Source organism: Citrobacter werkmanii, from assembly GCF_008693645.1.
Lineage (GTDB): Bacteria > Pseudomonadota > Gammaproteobacteria > Enterobacterales > Enterobacteriaceae > Citrobacter > Citrobacter werkmanii.
In genome coordinates this window covers 2,432,069-2,457,958 of record NZ_CP044101.1, presented here as the reverse complement: position 1 = coordinate 2,457,958, position 25,890 = coordinate 2,432,069, and the positions used below count along the sequence as shown (strand labels likewise).

The 25,890-nt window shown below is 52.7% G+C and carries 24 protein-coding genes; 10 read left to right on the top strand and 14 right to left on the bottom strand.

Annotated features, from left to right (window positions below; all coding sequences use genetic code 11):
• From FOB24_RS12445 to FOB24_RS12435, 3 genes are all read right to left on the bottom strand, one after another.
• Positions 1-1,893 carry a flavin monoamine oxidase family protein gene (locus FOB24_RS12445; protein ID WP_121528991.1) on the bottom strand — a complete coding sequence of 631 codons (1,893 nt, stop codon included), beginning with the start codon at positions 1,891-1,893 and terminating at the stop codon, positions 1-3.
• 82 nt (positions 1,894-1,975) lie between these two features.
• Entirely contained in the window at positions 1,976-2,449 is a 474-nt protein-coding gene (locus FOB24_RS12440; RefSeq protein ID WP_038640326.1) for an ester cyclase, read from the bottom strand.
• 11 nt (positions 2,450-2,460) lie between these two features.
• On the bottom strand, positions 2,461-3,888 hold the full coding sequence (locus FOB24_RS12435) for a gamma-aminobutyraldehyde dehydrogenase (RefSeq protein ID WP_085049426.1): 1,428 nt from the start codon (positions 3,886-3,888) through the stop codon (positions 2,461-2,463).
• 313 nt (positions 3,889-4,201) lie between these two features.
• Between FOB24_RS12435 and FOB24_RS12430 the strand changes: the two genes are divergently transcribed.
• Positions 4,202-4,927: a FadR/GntR family transcriptional regulator gene (locus FOB24_RS12430; RefSeq protein ID WP_038640319.1), complete on the top strand. Its 726-nt coding sequence runs from the start codon at positions 4,202-4,204 to the stop codon at positions 4,925-4,927.
• A gap of 24 nt (positions 4,928-4,951) precedes the next feature.
• Positions 4,952-5,650 carry a cache domain-containing protein gene (locus tag FOB24_RS12425; RefSeq protein WP_038640317.1) on the top strand — a complete coding sequence of 233 codons (699 nt, stop codon included), beginning with the start codon at positions 4,952-4,954 and terminating at the stop codon, positions 5,648-5,650.
• A 19-nt stretch (positions 5,651-5,669) separates the two neighbouring features.
• Here FOB24_RS12425 and FOB24_RS12420 read toward each other — a convergent pair whose 3' ends face one another.
• Positions 5,670-7,151 carry an APC family permease gene (locus tag FOB24_RS12420; protein ID WP_042308718.1) on the bottom strand — a complete coding sequence of 494 codons (1,482 nt, stop codon included), beginning with the start codon at positions 7,149-7,151 and terminating at the stop codon, positions 5,670-5,672.
• A gap of 332 nt (positions 7,152-7,483) precedes the next feature.
• Between FOB24_RS12420 and FOB24_RS12415 the strand changes: the two genes are divergently transcribed.
• The gene (locus FOB24_RS12415; RefSeq protein WP_003832695.1) at positions 7,484-7,624 is read left to right on the top strand and encodes a hypothetical protein; all 141 of its coding nucleotides are present in this window, start codon (positions 7,484-7,486) and stop codon (positions 7,622-7,624) included.
• Positions 7,625-7,677: 53 nt separating this feature from the next.
• Here FOB24_RS12415 and FOB24_RS12410 read toward each other — a convergent pair whose 3' ends face one another.
• Positions 7,678-8,571, bottom strand: a complete 894-nt coding sequence (locus FOB24_RS12410; RefSeq protein ID WP_087856327.1) for a LysR family transcriptional regulator — start codon at positions 8,569-8,571, stop codon at positions 7,678-7,680.
• 212 nt (positions 8,572-8,783) lie between these two features.
• On the opposite strand from FOB24_RS12410, the gene FOB24_RS12405 reads away from it, so the two are divergent.
• From FOB24_RS12405 to FOB24_RS12390, 4 genes are read left to right on the top strand one after another with little or no spacing between them, the layout of a single operon-like run.
• Positions 8,784-9,617, top strand: coding sequence for an ABC transporter substrate-binding protein (locus tag FOB24_RS12405; protein ID WP_085049427.1), 834 nt, complete (start codon positions 8,784-8,786; stop codon positions 9,615-9,617).
• 1 nt (position 9,618) lies between these two features.
• A complete protein-coding gene (locus FOB24_RS12400) occupies positions 9,619-10,437 on the top strand; it encodes an amino acid ABC transporter ATP-binding protein (RefSeq protein ID WP_069324225.1) in 819 nt (272 codons plus the stop codon).
• Positions 10,437-11,222 (top strand): amino acid ABC transporter permease, encoded by a 786-nt coding sequence (locus tag FOB24_RS12395; protein ID WP_121528990.1) that lies wholly within the window; start codon positions 10,437-10,439, stop codon positions 11,220-11,222. Before FOB24_RS12400 ends, FOB24_RS12395 begins: the two co-directional genes overlap by 1 nt.
• Positions 11,212-11,889, top strand: a complete 678-nt coding sequence (locus FOB24_RS12390) for an amino acid ABC transporter permease (RefSeq protein WP_038640304.1) — start codon at positions 11,212-11,214, stop codon at positions 11,887-11,889. The genes FOB24_RS12395 and FOB24_RS12390 overlap by 11 nt, the downstream gene beginning before the upstream one ends.
• Positions 11,890-11,898: 9 nt before the next feature.
• Here FOB24_RS12390 and ydhT read toward each other — a convergent pair whose 3' ends face one another.
• The 9 genes from ydhT to ttrS form a co-directional block, all read right to left on the bottom strand.
• Positions 11,899-12,711, bottom strand: coding sequence for a protein YdhT (ydhT, locus tag FOB24_RS12385; RefSeq protein ID WP_121528989.1), 813 nt, complete (start codon positions 12,709-12,711; stop codon positions 11,899-11,901).
• Positions 12,712-12,714: 3 nt separating this feature from the next.
• On the bottom strand, positions 12,715-13,500 hold the full coding sequence (gene phsC, locus FOB24_RS12380) for a thiosulfate reductase cytochrome B subunit (protein WP_121528988.1): 786 nt from the start codon (positions 13,498-13,500) through the stop codon (positions 12,715-12,717).
• On the bottom strand, positions 13,497-14,165 hold the full coding sequence (locus tag FOB24_RS12375) for a 4Fe-4S dicluster domain-containing protein (protein ID WP_042308731.1): 669 nt from the start codon (positions 14,163-14,165) through the stop codon (positions 13,497-13,499). Before FOB24_RS12375 ends, phsC begins: the two co-directional genes overlap by 4 nt.
• A gap of 64 nt (positions 14,166-14,229) precedes the next feature.
• On the bottom strand, positions 14,230-14,895 hold the full coding sequence (locus FOB24_RS12370) for a YdhW family putative oxidoreductase system protein (protein WP_085049429.1): 666 nt from the start codon (positions 14,893-14,895) through the stop codon (positions 14,230-14,232).
• 10 nt (positions 14,896-14,905) lie between these two features.
• Complete coding sequence (locus FOB24_RS12365) at positions 14,906-17,008, bottom strand: aldehyde ferredoxin oxidoreductase (protein WP_038640295.1); 2,103 nt, start codon at positions 17,006-17,008, stop codon at positions 14,906-14,908.
• Positions 17,009-17,121: 113 nt separating this feature from the next.
• Positions 17,122-17,748 carry a ferredoxin-like protein gene (locus FOB24_RS12360; protein WP_038640293.1) on the bottom strand — a complete coding sequence of 209 codons (627 nt, stop codon included), beginning with the start codon at positions 17,746-17,748 and terminating at the stop codon, positions 17,122-17,124.
• A 478-nt stretch (positions 17,749-18,226) separates the two neighbouring features.
• Entirely contained in the window at positions 18,227-18,436 is a 210-nt protein-coding gene (fumD, locus tag FOB24_RS12355; protein ID WP_038640291.1) for a fumarate hydratase FumD, read from the bottom strand.
• A gap of 92 nt (positions 18,437-18,528) precedes the next feature.
• Positions 18,529-19,113 (bottom strand): tetrathionate respiration response regulator TtrR, encoded by a 585-nt coding sequence (gene ttrR, locus FOB24_RS12350; RefSeq protein WP_038640289.1) that lies wholly within the window; start codon positions 19,111-19,113, stop codon positions 18,529-18,531.
• Positions 19,088-20,821 carry a tetrathionate respiration histidine kinase TtrS gene (gene ttrS / locus FOB24_RS12345; RefSeq protein WP_121528987.1) on the bottom strand — a complete coding sequence of 578 codons (1,734 nt, stop codon included), beginning with the start codon at positions 20,819-20,821 and terminating at the stop codon, positions 19,088-19,090. Before ttrS ends, ttrR begins: the two co-directional genes overlap by 26 nt.
• Before the next feature lie 227 nt (positions 20,822-21,048).
• On the opposite strand from ttrS, the gene ttrB reads away from it, so the two are divergent.
• From ttrB to ttrA, 3 genes are read left to right on the top strand one after another with little or no spacing between them, the layout of a single operon-like run.
• On the top strand, positions 21,049-21,783 hold the full coding sequence (gene ttrB / locus FOB24_RS12340; protein WP_038640285.1) for a tetrathionate reductase subunit TtrB: 735 nt from the start codon (positions 21,049-21,051) through the stop codon (positions 21,781-21,783).
• Complete coding sequence (gene ttrC, locus FOB24_RS12335; protein WP_121528986.1) at positions 21,784-22,806, top strand: tetrathionate reductase subunit TtrC; 1,023 nt, start codon at positions 21,784-21,786, stop codon at positions 22,804-22,806.
• On the top strand, positions 22,799-25,864 hold the full coding sequence (gene ttrA / locus FOB24_RS12330; protein ID WP_150344983.1) for a tetrathionate reductase subunit TtrA: 3,066 nt from the start codon (positions 22,799-22,801) through the stop codon (positions 25,862-25,864). Before ttrC ends, ttrA begins: the two co-directional genes overlap by 8 nt.
• The last annotated feature ends 26 nt before the right edge of the window (positions 25,865-25,890 follow it).

The window sequence follows — 25,890 nt, the reverse complement described above, 5'->3', positions numbered from 1 at the left end:
TCACCCCATCTCCTTGAGTTCATTAACCGCTCGCCATGCCTGATCGATCGCCGTATGAGCATAAGCCCCCCAGTCAGAATCGGAGTTAGCAATGGCAATACGACCAACTGGCTTGCGCGCCCGCTCGATAATCTCGGGCATTTTGTCCATGTCGTCGAACAACGAGTTAGGGTAATAGGCATAGCCATGCGCCCAGCGGTTAACCGTAATGGCGGCAATATCGCGTTGATTATCAAAGCCTGTTGCGCCAAACATCTCCTGCAACTGGGCGCGAATCATCTCTTCATGCGCCGCAAATGTCGTTCCCAGCAAATAGGCCCGCCCCAGACGGAACTGCTCTCTGGCCGAGAGGTTACTGCCAGGATACGTGGGGACGTAGACCATATGAATCACCATCGGATCGTCCGGTGAGGCTGGGTGTTGATACCCGCCGATACTGACCGGATAGTCGAGCTTAACCCGGCTGTAAGGTGCTGCCGGAGAGTAAAATTCATGCACGCCAAGCTGTTTAAATGCCTGCCAGTTTTTAACCACCACGTTGGTGTATACCAGCGGCGCTTTCACGTTCAGTTTGAGATCCGCCTGCTGCTGTTCCGGCATCTCTGGCACCAGATACGGAATCAGCATGTTATAACCCGCCATAATAGTGTTCTTACCACGAACGCGATGCATTTTTCCGTCGCGCAGATAGCTGACAACCACGCCATCCGGTACGTTGGCGGCGTTAATCACCGTGCTGTTCAGGCGTAGACGCGTGGTGTTTTCCGGCAGATCCAGTTTTTCATAATGCAGTCTGGCGAGGACCGAGTCCTCCATGGTGGTACCCGGTAGCGCATCCGGCAGCATATACCTGACCAACAGTCGGGCAAGACCGGCATTTCCATCCGGAAAATGGTAAACATACGGCTCTTCGAGGTCGGCCAGCGACTCTCCGTCCAGCGGGGGTAATCCCAGCGCTTCCATACCCGGTAAGGCGCACGCCCGGGCATCGCTACAGGAAATCCCTTCAATGCCAATGGCAAAGAAGTCGTTAGAACGCTGCTGAAAATAGAGCAGCGCCATTTTGCTCAAACCGACTTTTGTCGCCAGAAACTCACTGTAGCTGTGAGTATCCAGCCATTCAGTTTTCTCATCAATCGTCATACCCGGAAGGTAGTCCGCAGGACGTACATGCAGATCGGTTAACGCTTTTCTGTCGTTCTCGCTTAGCGGAAAATCATTGATAAAGTCTTCGATCTTGCGTCCATTCAGTCTGTCCGGCGGAATATCATCAGATACCGCCCGTCCCGGATCGCCGCTGACGATTTTTGTTTCGCCAAAATTCTTTTTATCGAAGAAAACGCCGCGACTGAGCTGCCAGTCGGGATAGAAGTTTACGTCAAAACTCTCTTTCAACCGCGTGACGCTGACGCCCACGGTTTCCATCAGCTTTTGCACTTCGGGACTGAAATTATGCGCCGGCGACTGGAATGCTTCGCTGCCGCCATAGCCGAGTAGTTTCTTGCCCGAGCTGGTAAACTCATTCCGTTTGGCATGTCCTCCAAAATCGTCATGATTATCGAGGATCAAAATCCGGCTATTTTGTCCGGCAAGTTGACGCCAGAAACAACCGGCAGCCAGGCCGCTAATACCGCCGCCCACAATCACCAGATCGTACTCTTCCTCAATAGGCAAGGTGTTTAAATCAAAATGTTTATGCTCACGGCCCACGGCATGCGCCATTTCAAACGATCCAGGATGATTGCCCCGCAACCCCGTCAGCGCAGGCGGATAATAACTTCCATCTATAAATGCGTTTTCCTTCCCTGCCGCCCTGACCCATTCCAGCGGGGTAAGCCCCGCCGCAACGGTCACCGCGACGCCGTTGAGAAAATCACGTCTGGTAATTGCCATTAACTTTTTCCTTATTGCTACACTGCCCTTAACACGACACAAATAAGAGGCATCCCCTTCTCAGCAAAAAGGGGATCGCCATCTATTTCACTGGCTTTAATTCTTCATCCAGTTTCTTAGAATCATAATAATCACCCTGCCAGGTGATTTTTCCTGCTTTAACATGAATATAGCTAACACCTTCAAATCTTATCAGATTATTTGTCGGTGGGCTCCCTGCCCATTCACCACTATTTTTTCCTGAGAACTGCCAACGAAAAGCCACGGTATCCTCGTCATAAACGGGTTTACCGATCATTTTCCAGGTCAGATCCGGGACCGCCTTAATAAAGGCCCCAATAACTTCTTTTTCTGCTTTTTCCCGGCCGGTAATCGGTTCTCCCGCGGCGGCATCATAATAGACTGCATCATCTGCAAGATATTGAGCCGCTCGCGAAGCATCATGCGCATTCCACGCCGCCATATACTCGTTCACGGTATTCAGCGAGGTACTTTCTGCCAGGCTATAGCCCGAGAGCATCACCAATGAAAGCACCGCCACTTTTAATGTTTTCATCACTACCCTCTCTATTCAGAAATGTCGCACATGATATGTTTCACCCGTGTGTATTCCTCGAGTGAATAAGATGAGAGATCTTTGCCATAACCTGATTTTTTGAAGCCGCCATGCGGCATTTCGGCGCACAGGGGAATATGGCTGTTAATCCATACCGTGCCAAAATCGAGGTCAATGCAAAAGCGCTGCGCGCGGCTGTGATTGCTGGTCCAGACACTCGCCGCCAGACCATATTCCACATCATTGGCCTTAAGTAATGCATCTTCATCGCCAGAAAACGACTGAATAGTCATTACTGGACCAAATACTTCATGCTGGATAGCTTCATCGTGCTGTTGCAGACCAGAGACGATCGTCGGCTCAAAATAGAAGCCAGGGCCAGATCCGGCGCGCCCGCCGGTCTCAATTTTTGCATGCGCCGGTAAACGCTCAATAAAGCCTTTCACTTGTTCCAGTTGATTCCGGCTATTCAATGCACCATACAGCGCATCCTGGTCTTCTGGCGGCCCAAATTTAATACTCTTTGTTTTTTGTACCAGTTTTTCCAGGAATTCAGCGTAGATGGACTGTTCGACCAGAATACGCGTGGCCGCCGTGCAGTCCTGCCCGGCATTGAAAAAGCCAGCCGTGACAATCGCCGCAATCGCCTTGTCCATATCCGCATCAGCAAATACCACCGCGGGCGCCTTCCCGCCCAATTCCAGATGCGCCCGGGTCAGGTTCGCCGCTGCCGAGGCCGCAACCTGCAGACCTGCACGGACCGAACCGGTAATCGAAACCAGTGAGGCTTTCGGGTTTGAGACCACCAGAGAACCGGTACTGGCTTTGCCTAAAACCACGTTAAACGCCCCTCTCGGGAACAAGGGTGCCGCCAGTTCCGCCAACAGCAGCGTACTGACCGGCGTGGTGTCGCTTGGCTTTAACACTACCGTGTTACCCGCCGCCAGTGCCGGCGCAATCTTCCATACCGCCATCATAAACGGGTAATTCCACGGCGTAACTTGCCCGACAATACCCAGCGGTTCCCGGCGAATAGTCGAGGTAAATCCAGCGGAATATTCGCCTGCTGCCTTGCCTTCAAGACAACGCGCAGCCCCGGCAAAAAAACGGATGGCATCGCAGGATGCCGCGATCTCTTCCTTCTCAATAAAATGGCGAAGCTGGCCCGTCTCCTGGCTCTGGGCATTGACCAGTCGCTCCACGTTGCGTTCTATTTCGTCCGCCAGGCGCAATAACGCTATTTGTCGCTGGGCCGGTGTCGATTTTCTCCAGATGCTAAACGCCGCTTCAGCAGCAGAGTAAGCCTGCTCCACCTCTGCCGCGCTGGCATTAGGAGATAATGCGTACGTTTCACCGTCGACCGGACTCACCAGTTCGAAGGTCTCTTCGCTGCCGCCTGCTACATATTGCCCATTAATAAAATGCTTCAGGGTTTTCATGTCTGTCTCCACCCGTTAATACATAAAGAATCTTATGTAATATATATATTGTAAAAACTTTTCAAATACGCAACATTGACACTATGATAAGCCTCTCATTTTTAACTTGTTCTTTACATTATTCAGAGAAAGGCTTGTCATTGTTAGCTGACGCGGCGCGCGCAGCTCCAATGGTTATTGGGACACACATCCGTCTGTGCGGCAGCTTTTGCGCATGGGCATGTAAAATAACGCGGCCATTCTTACCTTCCTTGCCCAGCAGGCATGTGTTAGAAAGGGTCGTTGTTTCAGGGAATTGAGTGCAGAAAAGATTATGATTACTCACGCGGTCATATTTGCGCCTATCGGGCAGGTCAGTCGTTCAGACCAGATAGTGCAACGCCTTTCAAATGCCATTATCACGGGATTGTTGGAGCCGAAAGAACAGCTTCCCAACGAAACTGATTTGGCAAAGATGATGGGTGTCTCACATATCACTATCAGAGAAGCGCTAAACACGCTTCGGGCTAATAATCTTATCCATACTGTTCGTGGCCGTAATGGTGGCAGCTTCGTTTGCGAAAATATCGATGGCAAAAATAGCCCCCTGCATCCGTTCAAAGCGATCAGTACCGATTATCTTTCGGATCTGGGGGAAATGCATTGCGCCATCATTAGCCATAGCGCAAGACTTGCTTCCAGACGAATGACCGGCGCGGATATCGCCAAATTTCGCGAGTTTGTTGAGGTGCTCAGACAGGCAAAATCACCTGAGCTGATGACCCAGGCCGATATGCGATGCCTGCTGGCAATAGCCGCCAGTTCACATTCGGCACGGCTGGCGAACCAGGAGCTTCAGGTGCAAGCTGAATGGGCATCGCTGGTGGCGATCCTCTATCGCACGGACAGCATTCATGCCGAAATTATCGCGCTTTATTCAGCGCTGGCCGATGCGCTGGCCGCCCACAACGAGGCGGAATCAGTACAGCTTGCCACGCGGATCATCGACACCTTTACCTATTACCTTATCGAAAAAAAGCTGAAATATAACTCGAACTGACAATCCGTGAAGGCAGGACAGACAATGAGCTCTTCGACATCTTTAAGCGCATTAATCCGTAAAATTGATGATATTACTGTCTCTACGGTAGATTCTACCGTGGCGCTGGCGAGGAGCATCCATGAGGCGATTGCCGGGATACAGAAAGCTTCAGCCGAGGTTGTCCTCGATCCCTCGGTGCGATCCACCGTTCAACAGCATATTAAGCGTACGCTCAATGACAACCATTACTGCTCTGGAGCCGGATTTGCCAGCCATATAGAGAGCACCGCCACCACCAAAGAGTATTGGCTTTTGGAGTGGTGGTATAAGAAAGATAATGGTTTGAGCCAGGCGCACCTCGATTTGGATCAGGCCACGCAGCAACGACTGGATTTCAGAACCTTCGAGTGGTTTAAACATTCGCCACCGGCAGGCAAAGCTTATATCCACGGCCCGTACGTCGATTATATCTGCAATATCTCCTATACCCTGACTTCGGCAGTGCCGGTCTACTACAACGATCAGTTTCTTGGCGTCGCCGCCGTCGATCTGCTGGTCAGCCAAATCGAAGCCGAACTGCTCTCCTGCGCTCATCCTGACTATGTCATACTGACCAATCTGGAAAACAGGATTATCTTCTCCAGCTGGCCGCGCTTTCGCGTGGGTGAGTTACTGTCGCCCGCCAACAGCACCGTGGTATATCAGAGCGACTACTTTATCCTTTATCACTATCAAAACTAAGGGCCCGAAGGCCCTTGTTTTAGTTGTCCTGCCCCATATTGAGCTTATTGGCGTAAGCAATGGCGTCGTTTTCCGGCGCCGCAGAGCGCCCAAACGGTCGGGTCAGGAACATATAGATAAGCCCCGATCCAACGACAATCGCCAGGCCGAACAGCACTGTCCAACGATCAATGAAATCGCTGCTGTCTGCTGGTTGGGCCAGCAACCAGATCCCGCATAATCCATAGGCTAAGGCCAGTACGTTTACAATCACGCCCCAACCGCCAATGGTCCACTCCCCGGCCGGTTTCCAGCCCTTCAGACGCTGACGTAACGCAGCAAGTACGACCATCTGGAACGAGATATAAATACCGATTACGGCAAACGCGGTAATACGCGACAGGTTGTCTGGCTGGAAATAGACCCAAACACAGATGATCACCGGCAGCAAGCAACTGACGACCATCGCATTATCCGGAACGCCGTTTTTCGAGATTTTGGACATCCATTCACTTCCCGGCAGCATTCTGTCGCGAGAGAACGAAAAAATAAGACGGCTTAACGCAGCCTGTAGAGACAAAATGCACGACAACATCGCCACAATCGCGACGATGATAAAGATAGTTGCGCCGGTTTCTCCCAGGGCTTCATTGAGAATGGCGGGGATTGGATCGGACGTTTTACCATTCACGATACTGACCAGATTCGGTGAAGCCAGCAGATAACCCATCACGGAAATGATGGCGGAAATCGCGCCAAATACGATGCTTAAAATCATCGCGACCGGGATCTTTTTGCTCGGGTTCTGCACCTCTTCCGCTACGTTACCGCAGGCTTCAAAGCCAAAGAACATAAACAGCCCCATTAGCGCGGCGGACATAAACGCGGTGGAGTAGCTTCCGTCCTGAGCAAGCACGCCCATCGAGTCGAAGATGACGGAGAAAGGCTGAGAACGGTGAAAGATCAGCAGGTAAATTCCCAGCGCAATCACGCTGACAATTTCACACCAGAAGCCAATTTTGGCGACTCTGGCCAGGTTTTTGGTCCCGGACATGTTAACAGCCATCATCAACAGCAGTAGCAGGACAGACGTCAGCAACATGGTGGCAGGCGTTTGACCATAGTGGAACAGCGACTCAACAAACGTCGAGGTATATTCCGCAATTGACGTAATGGTGACCACCAGCGCCCACAGGTAAATCCAGGCGGCAATCCAGGCATATTTCTTGCCCCATAATCTTCTCGCCCAGGGATACAGTCCACCGGTTATCGGATACTGGGAAGCGACCTCGCCAAATACCAACGCCACTAAAAGCTGGCCACATGCGACGATTAAAATCCACCATACTGCGGGCGGCCCCGCCAGCGTTACGGCCAGCGCAAACAGCGAATAGACGGCAGTGAGCGGCGAAAGGTAGGTAAACCCCAACGCGAAATTAGAAATTAAACCGATTGAGCGATTGAACTGTTCTTTGCCATCTTTCTGAAAATTATCGTTTTTCTTATCAGGTGTCTGTTCCATATATCTTTCTCTTTTGTGGAATAGTCGCAGGGTTGAACAATTAATGTATAAAAGATATTAAGTTATATGTATAGTGATTTTGTCGCAGAGTTGTTAAAAATGATCGCATGTCACGTTAATGAAAAAGTGAGAGCAAAACGGTAGAAAGCGCTGGCATTTAGCAGTATTTATGACCAATGGATCTTCGCAGCCGCCAACCGTGGGCTACGCTGGCGGAAAAACATGCGCATCTGATTTAAGTTTGGGGCTAAGTAGCAATAATCGCTGCTGTTAAGCAACATTTTTGCAATATAATAGTGTGATGTTAAACGCTGAACCTGAGCAGGTGAATGATGGAAATTGATCTCGATAATCTGGTCTTTGATGGACTGGAAGAAGCGCAAGAGCGTAATGCTGAACGTCTGGAAGATGCAGATAAGAAAGCGCAGGAAATTATTGCTGATAATGACTGCGGCGACGCCTGCAAAATCTGATTTCCGAACCGGCGCAATGCCGGTTTTTTTATCGCCTGTTACCCCTTTCCGTTTCAGCCCGTATACCGTAAAGCCTCAATCAATTTGGCAAAGGCGGCGGTGTGCTGCCTGCGGCTGGGGTAGTACATATAATAGCCCTGGAAGGGTTCGCACCAGTCCTCCAGCACTTTTTCCAGCGCACCGTCAGCCACCGCCTGTTCGACAGTGTCTTCCGGCACAAATGCCAGCCCCATCCCGGCAATCGCTGCGCTAATCCGCGGGGGGAGATTGTTAAAAATAAGCTGCCCTTCAACCCGCACGCGCAAATCTTGTCCGCCTTTGCTAAATTCCCAGGCATACAGCCCGCCCAACGTCGGCATGCGCATGTTGATGCAGTTATGGTTTTGCAGATCGTGTGGGGTGAGTGGTTTACCATGGCGGGCAAAATAAGCGGGTGAACCGACCACCACCATGCGCCAGTCCGGACCAATTCTGACAGCAACCATATCTTTTGCCACCTGCTCGCCGAGACGAATACCCGCGTCATAACGGCCAGCCACAATATCCGTCAGGCTGTTGTCGAGGGTCATTTCCACTTTCACTTCAGGATAAGCCTGCAAAAAAGGCGCCAGCGCGGGCCAGACGGTCGATTGCAACGCATGTTCACCCAAGGTAAGGCGAATGTTACCCGCCACCCGCTGACGGATGTCGGTTAATGCCAGCAGCTCCGTTTCAATGTCATCAAAACGCGGACTGATACTGTTGATAAGCCGTTCTCCGGCTTCAGTCGGCGCGACGCTGCGCGTGGTACGGGTCAGGAGTCGGACATCCAGCCGCTCTTCGAGTCCACGTATCGCATGGCTTAACGCTGACTGCGAGACCCCGAGCTTTGCCGCAGCCCGCGTAAAACTCCGCTCGCGGGCGACGATAATGAGATAATAAAGATCGTTAAAATTATCACGCAGCATGCTTGTCCCCAGCCATTAACTTTATTGACGTATGGTACATGTCATGAGGGTAATCACGTAGCGTTTCTCAACGTTCGCGCACATCACTCCTGTTCTCCCCCCTTTCACTAATAACATTTTGTATATAGATAAGAATTTTTTCTTATTTTGTCTGAATCGTAAGTTATGGGAGCGTAAAAAGCACAAACCAAAAACTACAGGGATTTCTTACAATGATGGCAACGAAAATTCACAGCGCTAAAAAAACACTTCTGGCACTCAGCGTGCTGCTGGCCTCTGGCATTAGCGTCTCACAGGCTCAGGCTGACCAATTGGCCGATATCAAAGCCGCCGGCGTCGTTAAAGTGGCGACATTCGACGCCAATCCGCCGTTCGGTTCAGTTGATGCAAAAACGCATAAGATTGTCGGCTATGACGTCGATTTTGCCGAAGCGCTGGCCAAGTCCCTGGGGGTAAAACTGGAGCTGGTGGCCACCAATCCGGCCAACCGTATTCCGCTATTACAATCCGGTAAAGCCGATTTAATCGTAGCGGATATCACGATCACACCTGAGCGTGCACAAGTGATCGATTTCTCCGTGCCCTATTTTGTCACCGGCCAGCAGTTCCTTGTGCCAGCAAAATCCCCGGACAAGCTCGATGAATACAGCAAAGCGCGAATCGGCGCGGTAAAAGGTACTACCGGTGAGCAGGCGTTACATCAGCGCTTCCCGCAGTCGCGCGTACTGGCCTATGACGATATCCCCCTGGCATTAACCGCCTTACGCAACGGTAATGTGCAGGCCATCACCCAGGACAGTACAATCCTGGCGGGCTTGTTAAGCGGTGCGCCGGATAAAGCGGATTTCAAAATTTTGCCGGACCTGCTGAGTAAAGAAGAGATCGGCGTGGGGGTAAAAAAAGGCGAACCGGCTTTGTTAAAAGCCGTCAACGATGAACTTTTGAAGCTGGAGTCTACTGGTCAGGCAGCAAAAATTTATGATGTGTGGTTCGGCCCTGAAACTAAAAACCCGCAGCCCCGCGCCTTTAAAATAGAAGCCCAGTAATATGCTCTCAGCTCTTTTTCATCGTTCCGCAGCTTCGGCTGCGGATTCTACCCAATTGGGTCAGGCAAGCGTCAAACTGCACAATGTGTTTAAACAGTATGACGCTCATACCGTACTTAACGGCGTCAGCCTGGCAGTTGAACCTGGTGAAGTGGTGACCATTTTGGGTCCTTCTGGCTCTGGAAAATCCACTCTTATACGTCTTATCAACCAGCTTGAGTCGCTCAGCGGTGGCGAAATTTTCATTGATGGTAAACCGATTAGTCAGTTGCGCGGCGCTGCATTACGCCAGTTACGCAGCCGTATCGGTTTTGTATTTCAGCAATTCAATCTCTATTCGCATCTGACCGCGCTGCAAAACATTGCGCTGGCGCTGGAATATGTTCACGGCTGGAACAAAGCGGAAGCAAAAGGCCGGGCACTCGAATTGCTGGATCAAGTGGGACTGCTCGAGAAAGCCGATGCCTATGCCGCTCAGTTATCCGGCGGGCAGCAACAGCGCGTTGCCATTGCCCGCGCGCTGGCTTCATCGCCACAAATCATTTTGTTTGATGAACCCACCTCCGCGCTGGATCCAGAAATGATCGGCGAGGTGTTACAAGTGATGAAAAATCTGGCTCACAGCGGTATCACGATGATCGTCGTGACTCATGAAATGCACTTCGCTCGTGAGATTGCCGATCGTGTGGTATTCATTGATGGCGGCGATATCCTGGAAGTCGCCTCGCCGGAGGATTTCTTCACCCGCCCACAACATCCCAGAACCCAGCGTTTCCTGAAAAAAGTGCTCGACCCGTTACACCAGGAGTTACCGTTATAATGCTTCTAATGGACTGGCAGGGGGTGCTGAGCGGGCAACCTCTGCAATGGATAATTTCCGGTTTTCTCACCACGCTATGGGTGACGCTGGCAGGCGTCACGCTCGCCACTCTCTTTGCTCTCCTACTACTCGGCTTACGTTTGACAGGCAATCGCATTGCCACCGCGGTGGTCGGCGTGTGGGTCTCCGCTTTTCGCAATACGCCTTTACTGGTGCAACTGATGTTCTGGTATTTCGCCGCATGGAATTGGCTACCCCGTGACGTGATTACCTTTATTAATGCTGAACACCCATGGTCAGTTCTGCCAGGTGACGTCTGGTGGTTAACGCCGGAGTTTCTTTGTTCTGCCTGGGGGCTGGGTGTTTTTACTTCAGCCTTTTTGGTCGAGGAGATTGCCTCTGGTTTGCAGGCGGTTTCTGCCGGACAACGCGAGGCGGCCATTGCCCAGGGCTTTTCCTCATGGGCGGTTTTTCGTCACATTCTCCTTCCCCAGGGACTGGCGAACGCATGGCAGCCCATCGTTGGGCAATATCTCAACCTGATGAAGCTCTCCTCGCTTGCCAGCGGTATTGGATTTGCAGAGTTGACCTATCAGGTGCGGCAAATTGAGAGCTATAACGCACATGCACTGGAAGCCTTTGCCGTTGGAACAGTGCTCTATCTGCTCATCGGTATCGTGTCAGGTATGCTGCTTACGCGTCTTGGACCAAAAACTGTGTCAGGTAAACCGTTCAGGGCAAAAGCCCGTCTGTTCAGCGTCAGGAGCATATCGCATGATCGCTAATATTTCGGTCATTACTGACAATCTTGACTATCTTCTGTGGGGACGCGTGACCGAAGGCCAACCCGGCGGCGTTTTGCTTACTTTGCTGATGGCTATCGGCGCGGCATTGCTGGCACTTCCCGGTGGGATAGTTCTTGCCTGCTGCGCCTGGCGTTTTCCTGGCGCGATGCGCAAAGGACTGTTTATCTGGGCCGAGTTTATTCGCGGCATTCCGTTAATCTTTGTGATTTTCTGGATGTGGTATTTACTCCCCATGCTGACTGGAAGCGATCTGCCTGGCGCAGTTACCGTGACGTTGGCGCTGGCATGGTTCACCGCCGCCTCGGTGATGCACTCGGTGTATGCAGGAATTAGCGCCTTACCTGGCGGGCAATATGAAGCGGCAGTAGTGCAGGGTTTTCGCCCGTACCAGGCCCTGTGGCTTATTTTATTGCCGCAAGTACTGCGCAACATTATGCCGTCATTGACCGGGATATTTATTGGACTACTGAAGGACACGTCGCTGGCGTTTATCGTCAATGTGCCAGAACTCACGACGGTTGCCGGTCAGGTTAATAGCCGGGTGCAAATCTATCCGGCGGCCATTTTTATCTTTACCGGACTGGTCTATTACCTGCTGTGCTTTAGCCTGGAAAAATTCACCCAGCGACGATTCGCGCTAAAATGACCTCAAGGCTCAACATTCCACGAACTGGTGGTCTTCGTTGAGCCGATATTTCACGCCAGCCCGGATATTTTTTTCACCTTCAACGGCAAGCGCAAAACGCATTCTTTCGCCATCATGATAGGCCAGCGCCGCGCATCCGCCAGGACCGAGTATTATCGAATCGACAGTGCCGGTACTGGCAACAACGGCGTTCTCTCCGCTGGCAATAATATGGATATTGTCTGCGCAATTGGCGATTTTCGATTCCGCACCGAAACAGGCTAGCCGGGTTAAATCACCGCTGCAGGCAATCCGATTTCTGTCGCCCAGTGCACTGATGCGTACACGCATGCCGGCACTGGCGATGCGCGTACCGTCACCCACGCTACTGATACGCGCTGAATTTCCCGCGACCGCAATTCGCCCGCGATCGCCCGAGCTGCCGATATGCGCGTTATAGCCTACGCTGCCTATACGTACGCTGTAACCTGCACTGGCAATTTGCGCGGCATAGCCAGCGCTGGCGATTTTAACGTTATCATCCGCGCAGCCAAAGCTGACATTATCTTCCGCACTCGCCAGCGGGCTGCTGGTCCCCCCCGTTGTTTTCACGCGGGAAATATTTCCCATCGCGCGAATATCCTGCCGGACAAAACTCTCCTCTTCCCGCCATTTTGACCAGCCGTATTCCACCAGACTATTTGCCCAGTCGATATACCCTTCCCGCTGGAGCGCACGATGTACATCGGCATAACTTCCCCCGGCGGGAAAAGTGCGTAGAAACCAGCGATACATTACGGGCCCAACGCGCCAGGCCCGTAAGTCATCACGCGTAATCATCATCGCTTAATGCCGGTGATAGCCATCCACCATGCACTTGAAGGTTTCGCCCGGCGTGCGGCCCGTAGTGCAAAGATAAAGATGCCCAAAAATGAAAAACAAACTGATTATTGCCAGCGCAAAATGCGCCTGTAACAACCAGTAACGCACACCGGGGAACAGATCGCCGACTACCGCCGGATAGAGCGATAACAGACCCGATATCAACAACAGCGGCAGCAGACCATACATCACGCCAACATAGGCCGCCTGCTGTAGCGGATTGAATTTCGAACGCTTTGATGCCGGGAATGGATGTGACTCTCCCTGCATAATGCCAAACAGGTAAAAACGCGTTTGTCTTTGCGCGCGTCCGATCCAACCCCGGCGCTGAATGATATAGTGATGTCCGTTATCGCCAATCAGGTTGATCAGGACAAAACCAATCCAGCAGGCGAGCAGCAAAAAGCCACAGACTTCGTGTACGGTAAGCAGGCTTTTCATCACCGACGCGCTAACGGCCGAGAAGTGATTGACGAGTCCACTGACCAGAAGTAGCAGAAATAACAGCGCGTTCGACCAGTGCCACAAGCGGACAGCCTTCGAGTATAAGTAGATCTTCTCACCGTGCCCTGCCGACGCTTTATGCGCGGCACGAAAGCGCAGCATGGCGTGTAGCGCCAGCACCAGCCACATTCCCACCAGCATTAATCCGGCGATGACCAGCCACACTGGCCAGTAGTCAGGAGAAAACATAGGGACATATTGCGCAAGCTGGGCGTGAAACTGTTCGGCATTCTGCGACGCGTTCATACATTTTCCTTTTTAATCAAATGTTGACCGAACCGACGATACAGATGGGGTTTCCCGGCGCCTGCAAGTTGATACTCGTAATACTTGTTTTCCCGCAGCCAGGTCTGAATCTCCGGGCTATCTTCACGACCAAAAATCAGCGCGTGTTCCGGGCAGGCGTTAACACAGATCGGTGGAAAACCTTTCGCCAGACGTGATTCAGCGCAAAAGTCGCATTTATCAGCCACTTTGGTGCGCGGATTGAGATAGCGGACCTGATAAGGGCACGCGCCTATGCAGTAACTGCAGCCGATACACGAAGACGTGTCGACCCGGACAATGCCGTTCTCATCTCGCCAGGAGGCGCCGGTTGGACAGACCTCAATACAGGGCGCATCATCACAATGCTGGCAGGACTGACGAAAATAGTGATACAGCGTTTCGTTGTCGTTATCCGAAACCGGAATATGCGCTATCGACAAACGGCTGCCCTGGTCAGGAACATGATTGGTTTTTCTGCATGCGCGGGCGCAAATATTACAGCCGTTACACAGTGATTCGTCGTGAATCATGACATAACGAACGCCTTTAGTGCTCCTGGGGCTTGCTAACAAACTTTGACCTGGGCCGGTAAAAAAAATCACCGTCCCCATGCCAATGACAAATTTACGTCGGGTGAAGGACATCGGGTTATCCTCTAATGCTGTGACAGTGGTCGTCCACACATTCCATGACATCAACCTGAAGAATTCAGGGGTTCTGATACTGCTCAACCTCAAACCATTCGCACAGGCCGTACGCTTTGCCATAACTCATAAAACGTTCGCTGAACAAATAAGGCTCCGCATTTGACGATTCCACAGTGCGTATATCTGCGTAATCCGGGTGCGTTTCCATTGCCGAGAGCGCCGCTGCAACCTGCTGATCACCAAAGCTATACGGCGGTTGCGTCAACATGGCGACCTTATAGGGGCGTGGATACGTTTGACAGTCAAAGCGTACCGCCTCGGCAATCGCGCGACAGATGTCGTTCTCCACCACCTGCACACACATGCTGGCGTAGTTTGCCGTCATGGTTTGCGTCGAAAAGAAATATGCCTCTTCAGCGCCGTGCACACAGGTAATATCCGCCCCATTCGCGCCCTGACACAGGGTATCCAGCAGCACGGTTAAGTCAGTCTCAGGAACCGAATACGGTGGCTGCAGGAAGACACTGCGAGCCACCAACTGACCCGATGCTGAATGTTGGCGGATAAATTCCGCCACTATCGACTCCGGGCTGGCAGGTTCCTGAACCTGCGGCGCGTTCACCTGTTCGGCAGGCGGCTGTAGCGCCTGCAGCCAGTGTCTCTTTTGGCTATCTACCTCATCAGGAAACGCCTCAATGGGTGCCTGAACGTTGCTCACGTTAGTCATCTCGCGTTCCTTACGCTGGCAACAGATCTTGTGCCGCCAGATCGGCTGCCACATCCTCAAGTCCGAGTCGATTCAGCGTTTCGCGCGTAGGGCAGCCCAGCTCCGGATCCCAACCCATTTCCTGATAGAACATCGTCAGTGACAGGCGCATGTCCTCCCGGTCCATCTTGTCGGTCCCCTCGGTGAAGACCGGGATCTTCGGATCTTTATCAAACACCCAGGAGCAAATGAGATCGTGCTCATTGCGCATATCTTTGGTTTGCATCAGTTTGACCGTATAGGCACGATGCAGGGTAAAGATACGTTCAGCGGCCAGATCCAGACTCGCCTGCGTGGTTTCATCGCCGGTAACCGCCTGGAAAAATTTCGCTTCCAGATCCAAATCTCCGCGATAATTACGGCTCTTGAGCGGCGAGACTGTCATCGGCCAGACCCAGTTGCATAGCGTGACCGCGTTATGCAAACAGACTTTCAGCAACGTCCATTTGGCATATTTGATCTTCGCGGCATTGATCGGGGTGTAGTTTTTGGTTTCGTCGTAGGCATCCTGCGAACCAAACAATTCGCCCGCCACTTCGCGCTGTAATTTCAGCGGCAAACCGGAACCGATGAAGTTAATATGGGTATGCGTCATACAGTCACGGTTAAACATACAGTTGGTGATCGCCCCAACCTGCGCTGAAGCCTCGTTAGCATGGTGGACAGGAAAACCAAACGGCGACCACAGTTTGTTCTTGGCATAACCCCAATACTCTTCGCCCAAATCCCAGCGTTCAGCAATGGCATATGAACCGTCCGCAAGGTGGCTGAGTTCCCCCACGCGATGCGCCAGCCGATAGTAAAAATCCTTAATAAAATTAGGATCGCCCGCTTCAAGCTGATCCCAGCGGATCTCCGCATACTCTTCCGCCGGCAGTACGCGCTTAAAAACGCCTTTCGAGTAGCAATAAGTAAAATCGCGGTGCAACTGCCCGTAGTTACACCAGATGCCATAATCGTCGAACAGGTTCAGACCAATCAGGTTTCCCACCACGCGCCCATCGTCTTTATCGTCAAAATCTTTCGGGCCATTGGGGAAAATGGTGGTGTGCACAAAGTTCGCCACGCAGGTGTTGCCACCGGTACTCGGTACGCCAAAATCTTTCACCCGCGGGACATTGAGCTGTGACATACAACGAATCGGGCACGAATGGCAGCCGCTCATTTTTACCGTGTATTTCTCAGCGGCAGGTCCGAGATCGAACACGGATTTATAGGTACGGAAACCGACGGTATTCTGGTTGCCCGGCGGGATTTCACCCGTTTCAATTGGCCCGCCTTCCGCCGCTCCCCAGAACAGTCCCTTGCGGGCCGTCCAACGCGAGTTTGGCGAAGAGTATTCTGCCCAGGCCTGCGGGGTGCTCGGCACAACGTGGTTGTTGTTGGCGCCGATAAGCTCGGTCATCATGTAGTCATTGAGCCGCTTCATCTCTTTGCGGTCGGCAATGTTGACACCTTTGGTCCCTTCTACCGCAATGGCCTTCAGATTTTTCGAGCCCATCACCGCGCCAGTACCGGCGCCGCCGCTGTGGTTGCGGCTGTTGATCATGCAAGAGAGCGGTACCAGATTTTCCCCCGCCTGGCCAATCGCGGCGACGCAAGTCTCAGGGCTGGTAATGCGGCAAATCTCTTCGGTTGTGGCGCGCGTCCCCTTGCCCCACAGGAAATCGGCTTTTTCGATGCTGACTTTATCGTCTTTGATGTTGATCCAGACAGGCGACGCGGACTTACCTTCGATAATAATGGCGTCGTAACCGGCAAATTTCATCTGTGCGGCGAAGAAACCGCCCATGTGGGCATCTACGACTAAATTACCTTTGGTAAATGTTGACAAGGAGGTGATATTGACGCGGGAGCTACAGGGTGCGCCCGAGCCCGTTAATGGCCCGGTGGCGAAAACCAGTTTATTCCCTTCATCAAACGGCATGGTGCCTGGCGGGACTTCGTCGTACATAATTTTATACCCAAAGCCCATCCCACCGATAAATTTCTTAAATTTACTGGAATCTTCATGGGTGATATTACCCGTGGTGAGATTGATCCGTAAAATATTACCTGTCCAACCGTTAGCCATCATGTTTTCCTTTGCAAGAAGGTTTAATAGATATACCCGTCAGGCAGCTTTTTTATTCAAAACTGCGCTATTATTGGCAATTAATGACGCGTATCAGGCATGCCTGCCCTCTATCAAACGGTAATATCTTTCCACTCGATAATTTTTAATGCCCCAGTCGGGCAAGCATTGGCGCATTCCCCGCATAACACACATTTTGAGGATTTTTTCGTTTCCGTGTTGACGGTCGCCATCATCCACGGGCAGGCTGTGGTACAAGCGCTACAGCCAATGCAACGTTTATGGTCCACGGCAATACAACCGTCTTCCTGCTTCCAGGTAATGGCGCCAATCGGGCAGACCTTCATGCATTGCGGATCTTTGCATTGGCGGCAGGTATCCGCGGTATAGTTTAAATCACCATACAGTCCGCCACCGGACCCGACGCCATCATCGCCAAAGAAGTAATTACGATGAATTTTGATGCGGGAAAAGAAGGTGCCAACGGCCCCATCGTTATAATTGGTACAGGAAATCTCGCAGCGATGACAACCAGTGCAGCGTGCTCGCTGCGTTACCAGCACCCCTTTCGGCGTATTGATAAGTCCAACGGTACCGCTGTCGATATCTTCCTGCTTACAACCAAAAAGTGATAACAACGCGGGTGCAATGGTCAGTCCTGCCAGACCCTTTCCGGATATACGTAGGAATTCAAGCCGCGTTAAACCACAATCTAAAAATGGACGATCAACCTGGTTCATTTATTTCGCATCCTCTTCGCAAACGCAGTAGCGGCAACACATCAAGGCTAATTTTTACGCACAGATCGGGCCAATTCGGCCATTAATGTTGCCAACAACACGTGAATATTTGCCCTAACCTGATCGTATAAATGACGGTGGTTAAACTAAATGAATCTAATCCTTTAGGGTTAGGCACAATGATAATGTGGTTATTCAGCGCCCGTCGTTTTGATCGTCATCAATTAAAAAACGGAAGAAAAGTAATTAATGCGGAGTGAGATTTATTATCATTAAGATAAGTTGAAATAATATTTCATATGGCTTGCAAATATTTGTGACTCCACTCTCAAATATATTTTTATATATCAATCGATATACAACGAAATATACAGCGGAGTATATTTCTCTAATTGCAGTCCTAAATTATATATATTGATAGAATAACGTGACGAGAATAAGAGGATGGCGCAAATGACTGCCCTCCTCTTTTTATGGATTATCCGGCCAATGCTTTAATAACGGTCTCAATGGCCTGTTTTTCTAGCTCACTGCGCTTTACACGCTGGTTGGCGAGGGTGGTTCTCAGCACACCCGCAATGACGATATGCTTTGGCTCTTGTCCCAGATCGCGCATTTCCAGTACTACTTTACCGACTATTCTGCACATTTCCCGGTACAACTCATCGTCTTTGGTCTGATTTCCCATATTTGCCCGCTCGTCATTAACTCAAACCAACAGCATATATCACTCTGGCTAATTAGACAAAATTCAATGAAAATCAAACAAATGTCATAAATCTATCGGATCCGCTGCAGTCGATTTACCAGTTCCGCAAGGCTCCGCGCCTGCATTTTTTCCATCACCCGCGCGCGATGAACTTCAACCGTGCGCACGGCAATATTCATAGCGTCCGCAATTTCCCGATTCATTAACCCTTTTGCAACCAGTTGCGCCAACTCTCGCTCCTTTGGCGTGAGCATCTGATAGCAGGCCACGATCTCTTGTCGCGAGAAAGCGGCGCGAGAAACCTGCAAAGCGTGCTCTAACGCCGTCTGCAAAGGCCCGGCGGACACCGGCTTTTGCAAAAAATCGACTGCTCCACGTTTCATTTGCTCAACCGCCATCGGCACATCGCCATGCCCGGTGAGGAACACCACCGCCAGCGTACTTTCTCGCTGGCGCATCGCTTCATGTACAGCGTGCCCATCCAGTACCGGCATACGCATGTCCAGCAAAAGCACGCCCACCTGGTGCAGATTTGCCCCTGCGAGGAATGTTTCACCCTGCTCCCAGCAACATACCTCATATCCCAGACTTTCCAGTAAAAACGCACAGGCCTGGGTGACGGCAATGTCGTCATCCAGCAGATGAATTAATGCCACTACGGCCTCCCTCCTGGTTTTGCTTAAAATGTAATGTCACTACCGCCCCCGCTTTTTCATCAGGAGCCTGATGATTTTTGATCTCAATGTCGCCATTTGCGTAACGCACCAGCCGCTGACAAATGGCTAATCCCAGCCCCATGCCTTCTTTACGGGTGGTCATAAACGGCTGAAAAGCCTGATACAACTGCGCCTCATCAATACCGCCAGCGTTATCCTGCACCTGAATACGCACATCCCCTTCCTCACGCTGAGCGCTAAACCATACCGTGGTTGCCCCGGCCTGGGCCGCATTGAGCACCAGATTGGCCAGCACCTGCTCAAGCAGAACGCTTGGCAGAGTCAGCGTTAACGTCTTGCCGACACGCGTTTGCAGCGCCACCGCCGGGAATTGCTGGGGCATGCGCAATAATTGCCAGACGTGATGAATTGCATCATGAACGTTGACGGCCCGCCAGTCATCGGTCATCACCGGATTACCCTGCGCCTGGCTGACCCACTGGCGCAGATTGTGCAACGTATCAGCGCCCCGCTGCGCCTGAGCATCAATGTTCTCCAGCGCAGGCAACAACGGATGCTGCTTATCCTGACCGCGCAGGCGGATCAAACAGCCCTGCGCATAATGGCGGATAGCCGACAGCGGCTGATTAAGTTCGTGGGCAAACCCGGAGGTCATCTCGCCAAGCACACTCATTTGGCGAGCGGTTTCCAGCGCCTGTTCTTGTTTGCGCAGCAGAATGCTGTTCCGCTCCAGTTGCCTGCCGCGACGACGAACCAGCAGCATCACCCAGATATAATTGAGCGTCAGCAGCAACAGCACAACGGCCACAGCCCCCATAGCGAGCTGGTGCTGGATAAACCAACTTTTGACGTCCAGCCAGAGCTGGCGCTGCTGCGGATGCTGGCGGACATCGCGTAGCAACGCTTCTACTTCGCGTGTCGAGGCAGGCGCTCCCCAGCGAAACGTTGCATTCTGCGGAGAATTGAACAGCACCCGTGTAACCCGATCGGCGAGCTCGTCGCTCACTGCAGGCAGTGCCGCAAATGACCAGTCAGGATAGAGCGGCGTACTGGTTAAACAGGGAATCGAGGTCGGATGGTTGAGTACAGCCCTAAAGTCCGTTTTATGAATGAGCCCTTCCTCATCCATGTTTTCCAGCAGACACACCGGCACAATCACCGCCTGCACAGCTTTTTCGCGTAGTAAATAGAGTAAGGCATCGGCAGGAAAACCGGTAAACCTCAGGCGTAAATCGCGCTCAGGTCGCAGACCGGCATCGCTAAGTGCTTTATACCCCAACAAATAGCCGCCAAAAGCCTGAGCATCAATGGCGCCAACCGTTTTACCGATCAGATCATGCGCGGAAGTGATTCCACTATCGCGCCTGACGAGAATCGCGCTACCGATCACGTTACTGGCGGCTTTGCCTCCCCGGGTAGAACGTAACGACGCCAGCCAGCGTAACGCAGAGCGGTTGTTTAGCTGTACAAACTGCGCCGGATTAGTGACCACAAATTGTACCGTGCCACGATTCACCGCCTCCTGCATCTGGTGCAGGTCCAGCGGTTGTATATGAAACTGCTCACCGGGAATTTGCTGATTCAACAGGGTTTCCAACGGCTGCCAGTGCTGACGTGTGGAGATCTCCCCACGCATTGCCAACACGCCAATGTTCCATGTCTGCGCCGCGACCGTGCCGCTTAGCATCCACAGCGACGCCAGTACCGTCAGGCATCTTACTACGTTGCGTCCCACTCAATTATCCCTGTCAATTATGTTGTTTTAGATCAACAACAAGCCGGGTATGTGGTTAACCACAATAGAGTACCCCCCGTCACGATTTTTACACTGTAAATCATTGAGATTCTTTATTCATCACACACAAATCAACGGCGTGACCAATGTTTCGTTGTTGTACCGTGACGGGAGAAAATATGGACAGCAGTAAACGGCAGTTTCTCCAGCAACTGGGCGTCCTGACCGCTGGCGCTTCACTGGTCCCCCTGGCGCAGGCGCAATTCCCCTTCTCGCCTGAACGCCATGAAGGCTCACTCGCGCATCGCTACGCCATGTTGATTGACCTGCGACGCTGCATCGGCTGCCAGGCCTGTACCGTCAGTTGCGCTATTGAAAACCAGACGCCGCAGGGAGAATTCAGAACCCTCGTTAACCAGTATCAGGTGCAGCTTACAGGCCAGCAAAGCGTCACCAACGTCCTGCTGCCTCGCCTGTGCAACCATTGCGATAATCCCCCTTGCGTACCCGTTTGTCCGGTGCAGGCCACTTTCCAACGTGAAGACGGTATTGTGGTCGTCGACAACACCCGTTGCGTGGGTTGCGCTTACTGCGTGCAGGCCTGCCCTTACGATGCGCGGTTCATCAACCATGAAACGCAAACCGCCGATAAATGCACATTTTGCGTACACCGTCTGGAAGCGGGGCTGCTCCCGGCCTGCGTGGAATCCTGCGTCGGCGGCGCACGCATCATTGGCGATATCAAAGATCCGCACAGCCGGATTTCTCAAATGCTGCATGAACACCATGAGGCCATCAAAGTGCTAAAACCCGAAAGCGGAACATCACCGCACGTGTTTTATCTTGGTCTGGATGAAGCGTTTGTCACCCCGTTAATGGGACGCGCTCAACCCGCGCTCTGGCAGGAGGTTTAAATGAACCATTCACTGATTATCGAAGAGGTTCTGGCCCATCCGCAACATGTAAGCTGGTTACCCTGGGCCGTACAGTATTTCTTTTTCATCGGTATTGCCGCCTGCGCCGCGCTGTTCGCCTGCGTGCTGCACTGGCGCAAACAAGAGACGCCGGACCTGGAAAACCTGACGCTGTTAATTGCCCTGACCTGTGCAATAACCGCCCCGTTGGCGCTAACCGCCGATTTACACCAAACCGCCCGCGTCTGGCATTTTTATGCTTATCCAACGCCATGGTCCTGGATGCCATGGGGCGCGCTGTTTCTACCGCTGTTCACCGGCTTCCTGGGCCTGTGGTTTTTGGCGCAGCACGTTAAGCGGATAACGCTTAAAAGTTACAGTGTAACTAAATGGTTGGCCGTCGGTAGCGCCTTATCCGCCATCGGATTACTGGTTTACACCGGTCGCGAAGTGTCGGTGGTGCAGGCGCGTCCCATTTGGTTCAGCTACGCCTTTCCGGTTGCAATGTTCCTCAGCGCGCTACAAACATTCCTCGCCCTGCTCATCGCTGCAACAAACAGTGAAGGATCTTTGCTGCGCAAACTGGCATGGGGACAAATTGTCGCCTTGAGCGCGCTGGTTATCGTGGTGGCAATTTGGGTGAGCGGCAATACGCTCTCCGGTTCAGCAATTCGCCAGTGGCTGGATGTCGCCTCTTCGGCACGACACTACGCCATCGGTTGGGTTGTGTTATGGCTTGTCTCGCTTGGCCTTTGCGGGCTGGTGCTGCGTTTTCCATTATCGCGGCTGCTGCGCATATTACTGGCGTTTAGCGCCATGGCGCTGTGCTGGCTGATGCGCTGGACGTTACTCATCCAGGTACAGACCGTACCGAAATTTAACGCCCAATTTAATCCTTACACCCTGCCCGGCGGCACCGATGGCTGGCTGGCCATTGTGGGCACCTTCGGTCTGTGGATAGCACTGATTATTATTGTTCGTGAAGCCCTGAACGCGATCGCAAGGAGAATGCAACATGGCTAATTTAACCCGTCGTCAGTGGCTTAAAGTCGGTCTTGCAGTAGGTGGCATGGTGACGTTTGGTCTGAGTTATCGGGATGTAGCAAAGCGCGCTCTGGACGGTTTGCTGGACGGTACCTCTGGTAAAATTACCCGCGACCGCATCTTTGGTAATGCGCTCATCCCTGAAGCCAATGCCCGGCCGCAATGGCAGCAAAATCCGCAGCAGGTGATCTCAATGACGCAGTGCTTTGGCTGCTGGACGCAGTGCGGTGTGCGGGTACGCGTTGATAGTGAGCAAGGCAAAGTGCTGCGCATTGCCGGTAACCCTTATCATCCATTATCTCACGAGCACCATATTGACGCCTCGGTTCCCTTTGCCACGGCAATGGCGCAACTGGCGGGCGAGTCGGGTCTGGACGCGCGCTCCACCGCCTGCGCTCGTGGCGCAACCTTACTTGAAGGTCTGTACAGCCCACAGCGCATTCTGCAGCCCATGAAACGCGTCGGCAAACGCGGCGAGGGAAAATGGCAGCGCATCAGCTTCGAACAATTAATCACAGAGGTGGTGGAAGGCGGTGACCTGTTTGGTGAGGGCCATGTTGATGGCCTGCGGGCAATTCACGATCCCCATACGCCGCTTGATGCCAGACATCCCGGCTTTGGGCCAAAATCCAATCAGTTGCTGGTCACCAATACCAGCGATGAAGGACGTGATACGTTTTTACGTCGCTTCGCGCTGAACAGTTTCGGCAGTAAAAACTTCGGCGCGCATGGCGCTTACTGCGGTCTGGCCTACCGGGCCGGTTCTGGTGCGCTAATGGGCGATCTGGATAAAAATACCCACGTGAAGCCCGATTGGGATAATGTCGAGTTCGCGTTGTTTATGGGAACCTCTCCGGCGCAATCCGGCAACCCGTTTAAACGCCAGGCTCGCCAGCTCGCCAGCGCTCGTTTACGCGACGACTTCCGCTATGTGGTGGTGGCGCCAGCCCTGCCATTAACCACGGTACTGGCTGACGATCGCGGCCACTGGCAGCCCGTGCGTCCGGGAAGCGACTCCGCGCTGGCGATGGGTATGATCCGCTGGATAATCGAAAAACAGCGCTATAACACCGATTACCTTGCGATTCCCGGCGTACAGGCCATGCAGCAAGCCGGTGAAAAAAGCTGGAGCAACGCCACGCATCTGGTGATCACCGATGAGATCCCAAATCTTGCCGGGCAGCATTTAACCCTCGCGCATCTGAACGCAAACGCCGCCCAGGAGCCGGTGGTCGTTAACGAAGCCGGAGAAATCGTCGCCGCCAGCGGTTGCCCATGCGCGCAGTTGTTTGTCACCCGCGTGGTGACGCTGGCAGACGGCCAGACGGTGACGGTAAAAAGCAGCCTCCAGTGCCTGAAAGAATCCGCCGAAAAACTCACGCTGGCGCAATACAGCCAGCAGTGCGGCGTGGCTGAAGCAGACATTAGCGCACTGGCCGACGCGTTTACCCGCCACGGACGTAAAGCGGCAGTGATCGCCCACGGCGGAATGATGGCAGGTAATGGATTTTATAACGCCTGGTCGGTAATGATGCTCAATGCGCTGATTGGCAACCTGAGTCTTGAAGGCGGCGTGTTTGTCGGCGGCGGCAAGTTCAATGGCGCCACCGATGGACCACGCTACAACATGGACAGTTTCACCGGGAAGATTAAACCAAAGGGATTAAGCATCGCACGCAGTAAAACCGCGTATGAGTCTTCCGAAGAGTACCGCAATAAAGTAGCCGCCGGACAATCGCCCTTCCCGGCAAAAGCCCCCTGGTATCCGTTTGTGGCAGGTCAACTTACTGAACTTCTTGTCTCGGCACTCGAAGGCTACCCTTATCCGCTAAAAGCCTGGATCTCTAACATGACCAACCCGTTTTACGGCATCGCAGGGTTGCGCGGCGTGGCGGAAGAAAAGCTTAAAGATCCTGCGCGTTTGCCGCTATTTATCGCCATTGATGCCTTTATGAACGAAACCACGGCGCTGGCAGATTACATCGTGCCGGATACTCATAACTTCGAAAGCTGGGGATTCAGCGCCCCGTGGGCGGGCGTCGCCAGCAAAGCTACCACCGCTCGCTGGCCCGTGGTCAGAGCCGCAACCAGCAGTACCGCTGACGGTCAACCGGCCTCAATGGAATCTTTCTGTATTGCGGTAGCAAAATGCATTGGTTTGCCTGGTTTTGGTGATAATGCGATTACCGACCCACAGGGCAATCAGTATCCGTTAAATCGTGCGGAAGATTATTATCTGCGCCTCGCCGCCAATATTGCGTTTATGGGTAAATCACCGGTCCCGGAGGCTCAGCCGGAAGACATTGCCTTGACCGGGGTGCAACGGATCATGCCGGTGATAACGCAAACGCTGAAAGCCGATGAAGCCAGCCGGGTGGCATTTGTGTATTCACGCGGCGGGCGTTTCGCCCCAGCCAGCAGTGGCCGGGTGGAGGATCGCGTCGGCAATGCGTGGGAAAAACCGCTGCAAATCTGGAATGCGAATGTCGCCGCGCACCGCCATGCGATTACCGGCGAGCGCTACAGCGGCTGCCCGGCCTGGTATCCTTCGCGCCTGTCAGATGGACGGGCGGTCGAGGAGTTGTTCCCGGAACAAGAATGGCCGCTGAAATTGATCTCCTTTAAATCCAATACCATGTCCAGCGCCACGGCGGTCATCCCGCGCCTGCATCATCTGAAGCCGGTTAATCTGGTGGCGCTCAACCCGCAGGATGGTAAGCGGTACGGCTTAGCACATGGCGATACGGTACGTATCACTACGCCTGGCGGTCAGGTACAGGCGCAAATAAGCCTGCTTCATGGTGTTATGCCGGGAGTTATCGCCATTGAACATGGCTATGGACATAAAGAAATGGGCGCGGCGCAGCATACGCTCGACGGCGAGCCGATGCCATTTGACGCGCAGATAAGGTCGGGAATTAATCTCAATGATTTGGGCTTTGCGGATCCTACCCGGCAGGTAACCAATACCTGGCTTGACTGGGTGTCGGGTGCGGCGGTACGCCAGGGGCTGCCAGCGAGAATTGAGCGCGTGTAACTCGCGCGTCCGGTGGCAACGCTAAC

Bases quoted from the DNA above. Each gene is read 5' to 3' on its own strand.
- ttrS (WP_121528987.1), bottom strand. From the start codon at position 20,821: ATGCTAAGCGGCACGGTCGCGGCGCAGACATGGAACATTGGCGTGTTG.
- phsC (WP_121528988.1), bottom strand. From the start codon at position 13,500: ATGAACGCGTCGCAGAATGCCGAACAGTTTCACGCCCAGCTTGCGCAA.
- FOB24_RS12445 (WP_121528991.1), bottom strand. From the start codon at position 1,893: ATGGCAATTACCAGACGTGATTTTCTCAACGGCGTCGCGGTGACCGTT.
- ttrB (WP_038640285.1), top strand. From the start codon at position 21,049: ATGGACAGCAGTAAACGGCAGTTTCTCCAGCAACTGGGCGTCCTGACC.
- FOB24_RS12405 (WP_085049427.1), top strand. From the start codon at position 8,784: ATGATGGCAACGAAAATTCACAGCGCTAAAAAAACACTTCTGGCACTC.
- FOB24_RS12430 (WP_038640319.1), top strand. From the start codon at position 4,202: ATGATTACTCACGCGGTCATATTTGCGCCTATCGGGCAGGTCAGTCGT.
- FOB24_RS12395 (WP_121528990.1), top strand. From the start codon at position 10,437: ATGCTTCTAATGGACTGGCAGGGGGTGCTGAGCGGGCAACCTCTGCAA.
- FOB24_RS12415 (WP_003832695.1), top strand. From the start codon at position 7,484: ATGGAAATTGATCTCGATAATCTGGTCTTTGATGGACTGGAAGAAGCG.
- FOB24_RS12360 (WP_038640293.1), bottom strand. From the start codon at position 17,748: ATGAACCAGGTTGATCGTCCATTTTTAGATTGTGGTTTAACGCGGCTT.
- ydhT (WP_121528989.1), bottom strand. From the start codon at position 12,711: ATGATGATTACGCGTGATGACTTACGGGCCTGGCGCGTTGGGCCCGTA.
- ttrC (WP_121528986.1), top strand. From the start codon at position 21,784: ATGAACCATTCACTGATTATCGAAGAGGTTCTGGCCCATCCGCAACAT.
- FOB24_RS12425 (WP_038640317.1), top strand. From the start codon at position 4,952: ATGAGCTCTTCGACATCTTTAAGCGCATTAATCCGTAAAATTGATGAT.
- FOB24_RS12440 (WP_038640326.1), bottom strand. From the start codon at position 2,449: ATGAAAACATTAAAAGTGGCGGTGCTTTCATTGGTGATGCTCTCGGGC.
- FOB24_RS12375 (WP_042308731.1), bottom strand. From the start codon at position 14,165: ATGTCCTTCACCCGACGTAAATTTGTCATTGGCATGGGGACGGTGATT.
- FOB24_RS12370 (WP_085049429.1), bottom strand. From the start codon at position 14,895: ATGACTAACGTGAGCAACGTTCAGGCACCCATTGAGGCGTTTCCTGAT.
- FOB24_RS12420 (WP_042308718.1), bottom strand. From the start codon at position 7,151: ATGGAACAGACACCTGATAAGAAAAACGATAATTTTCAGAAAGATGGC.
- FOB24_RS12390 (WP_038640304.1), top strand. From the start codon at position 11,212: ATGATCGCTAATATTTCGGTCATTACTGACAATCTTGACTATCTTCTG.
- FOB24_RS12400 (WP_069324225.1), top strand. From the start codon at position 9,619: ATGCTCTCAGCTCTTTTTCATCGTTCCGCAGCTTCGGCTGCGGATTCT.
- FOB24_RS12365 (WP_038640295.1), bottom strand. From the start codon at position 17,008: ATGGCTAACGGTTGGACAGGTAATATTTTACGGATCAATCTCACCACG.
- fumD (WP_038640291.1), bottom strand. From the start codon at position 18,436: ATGGGAAATCAGACCAAAGACGATGAGTTGTACCGGGAAATGTGCAGA.
- ttrA (WP_150344983.1), top strand. From the start codon at position 22,799: ATGGCTAATTTAACCCGTCGTCAGTGGCTTAAAGTCGGTCTTGCAGTA.
- FOB24_RS12410 (WP_087856327.1), bottom strand. From the start codon at position 8,571: ATGCTGCGTGATAATTTTAACGATCTTTATTATCTCATTATCGTCGCC.
- FOB24_RS12435 (WP_085049426.1), bottom strand. From the start codon at position 3,888: ATGAAAACCCTGAAGCATTTTATTAATGGGCAATATGTAGCAGGCGGC.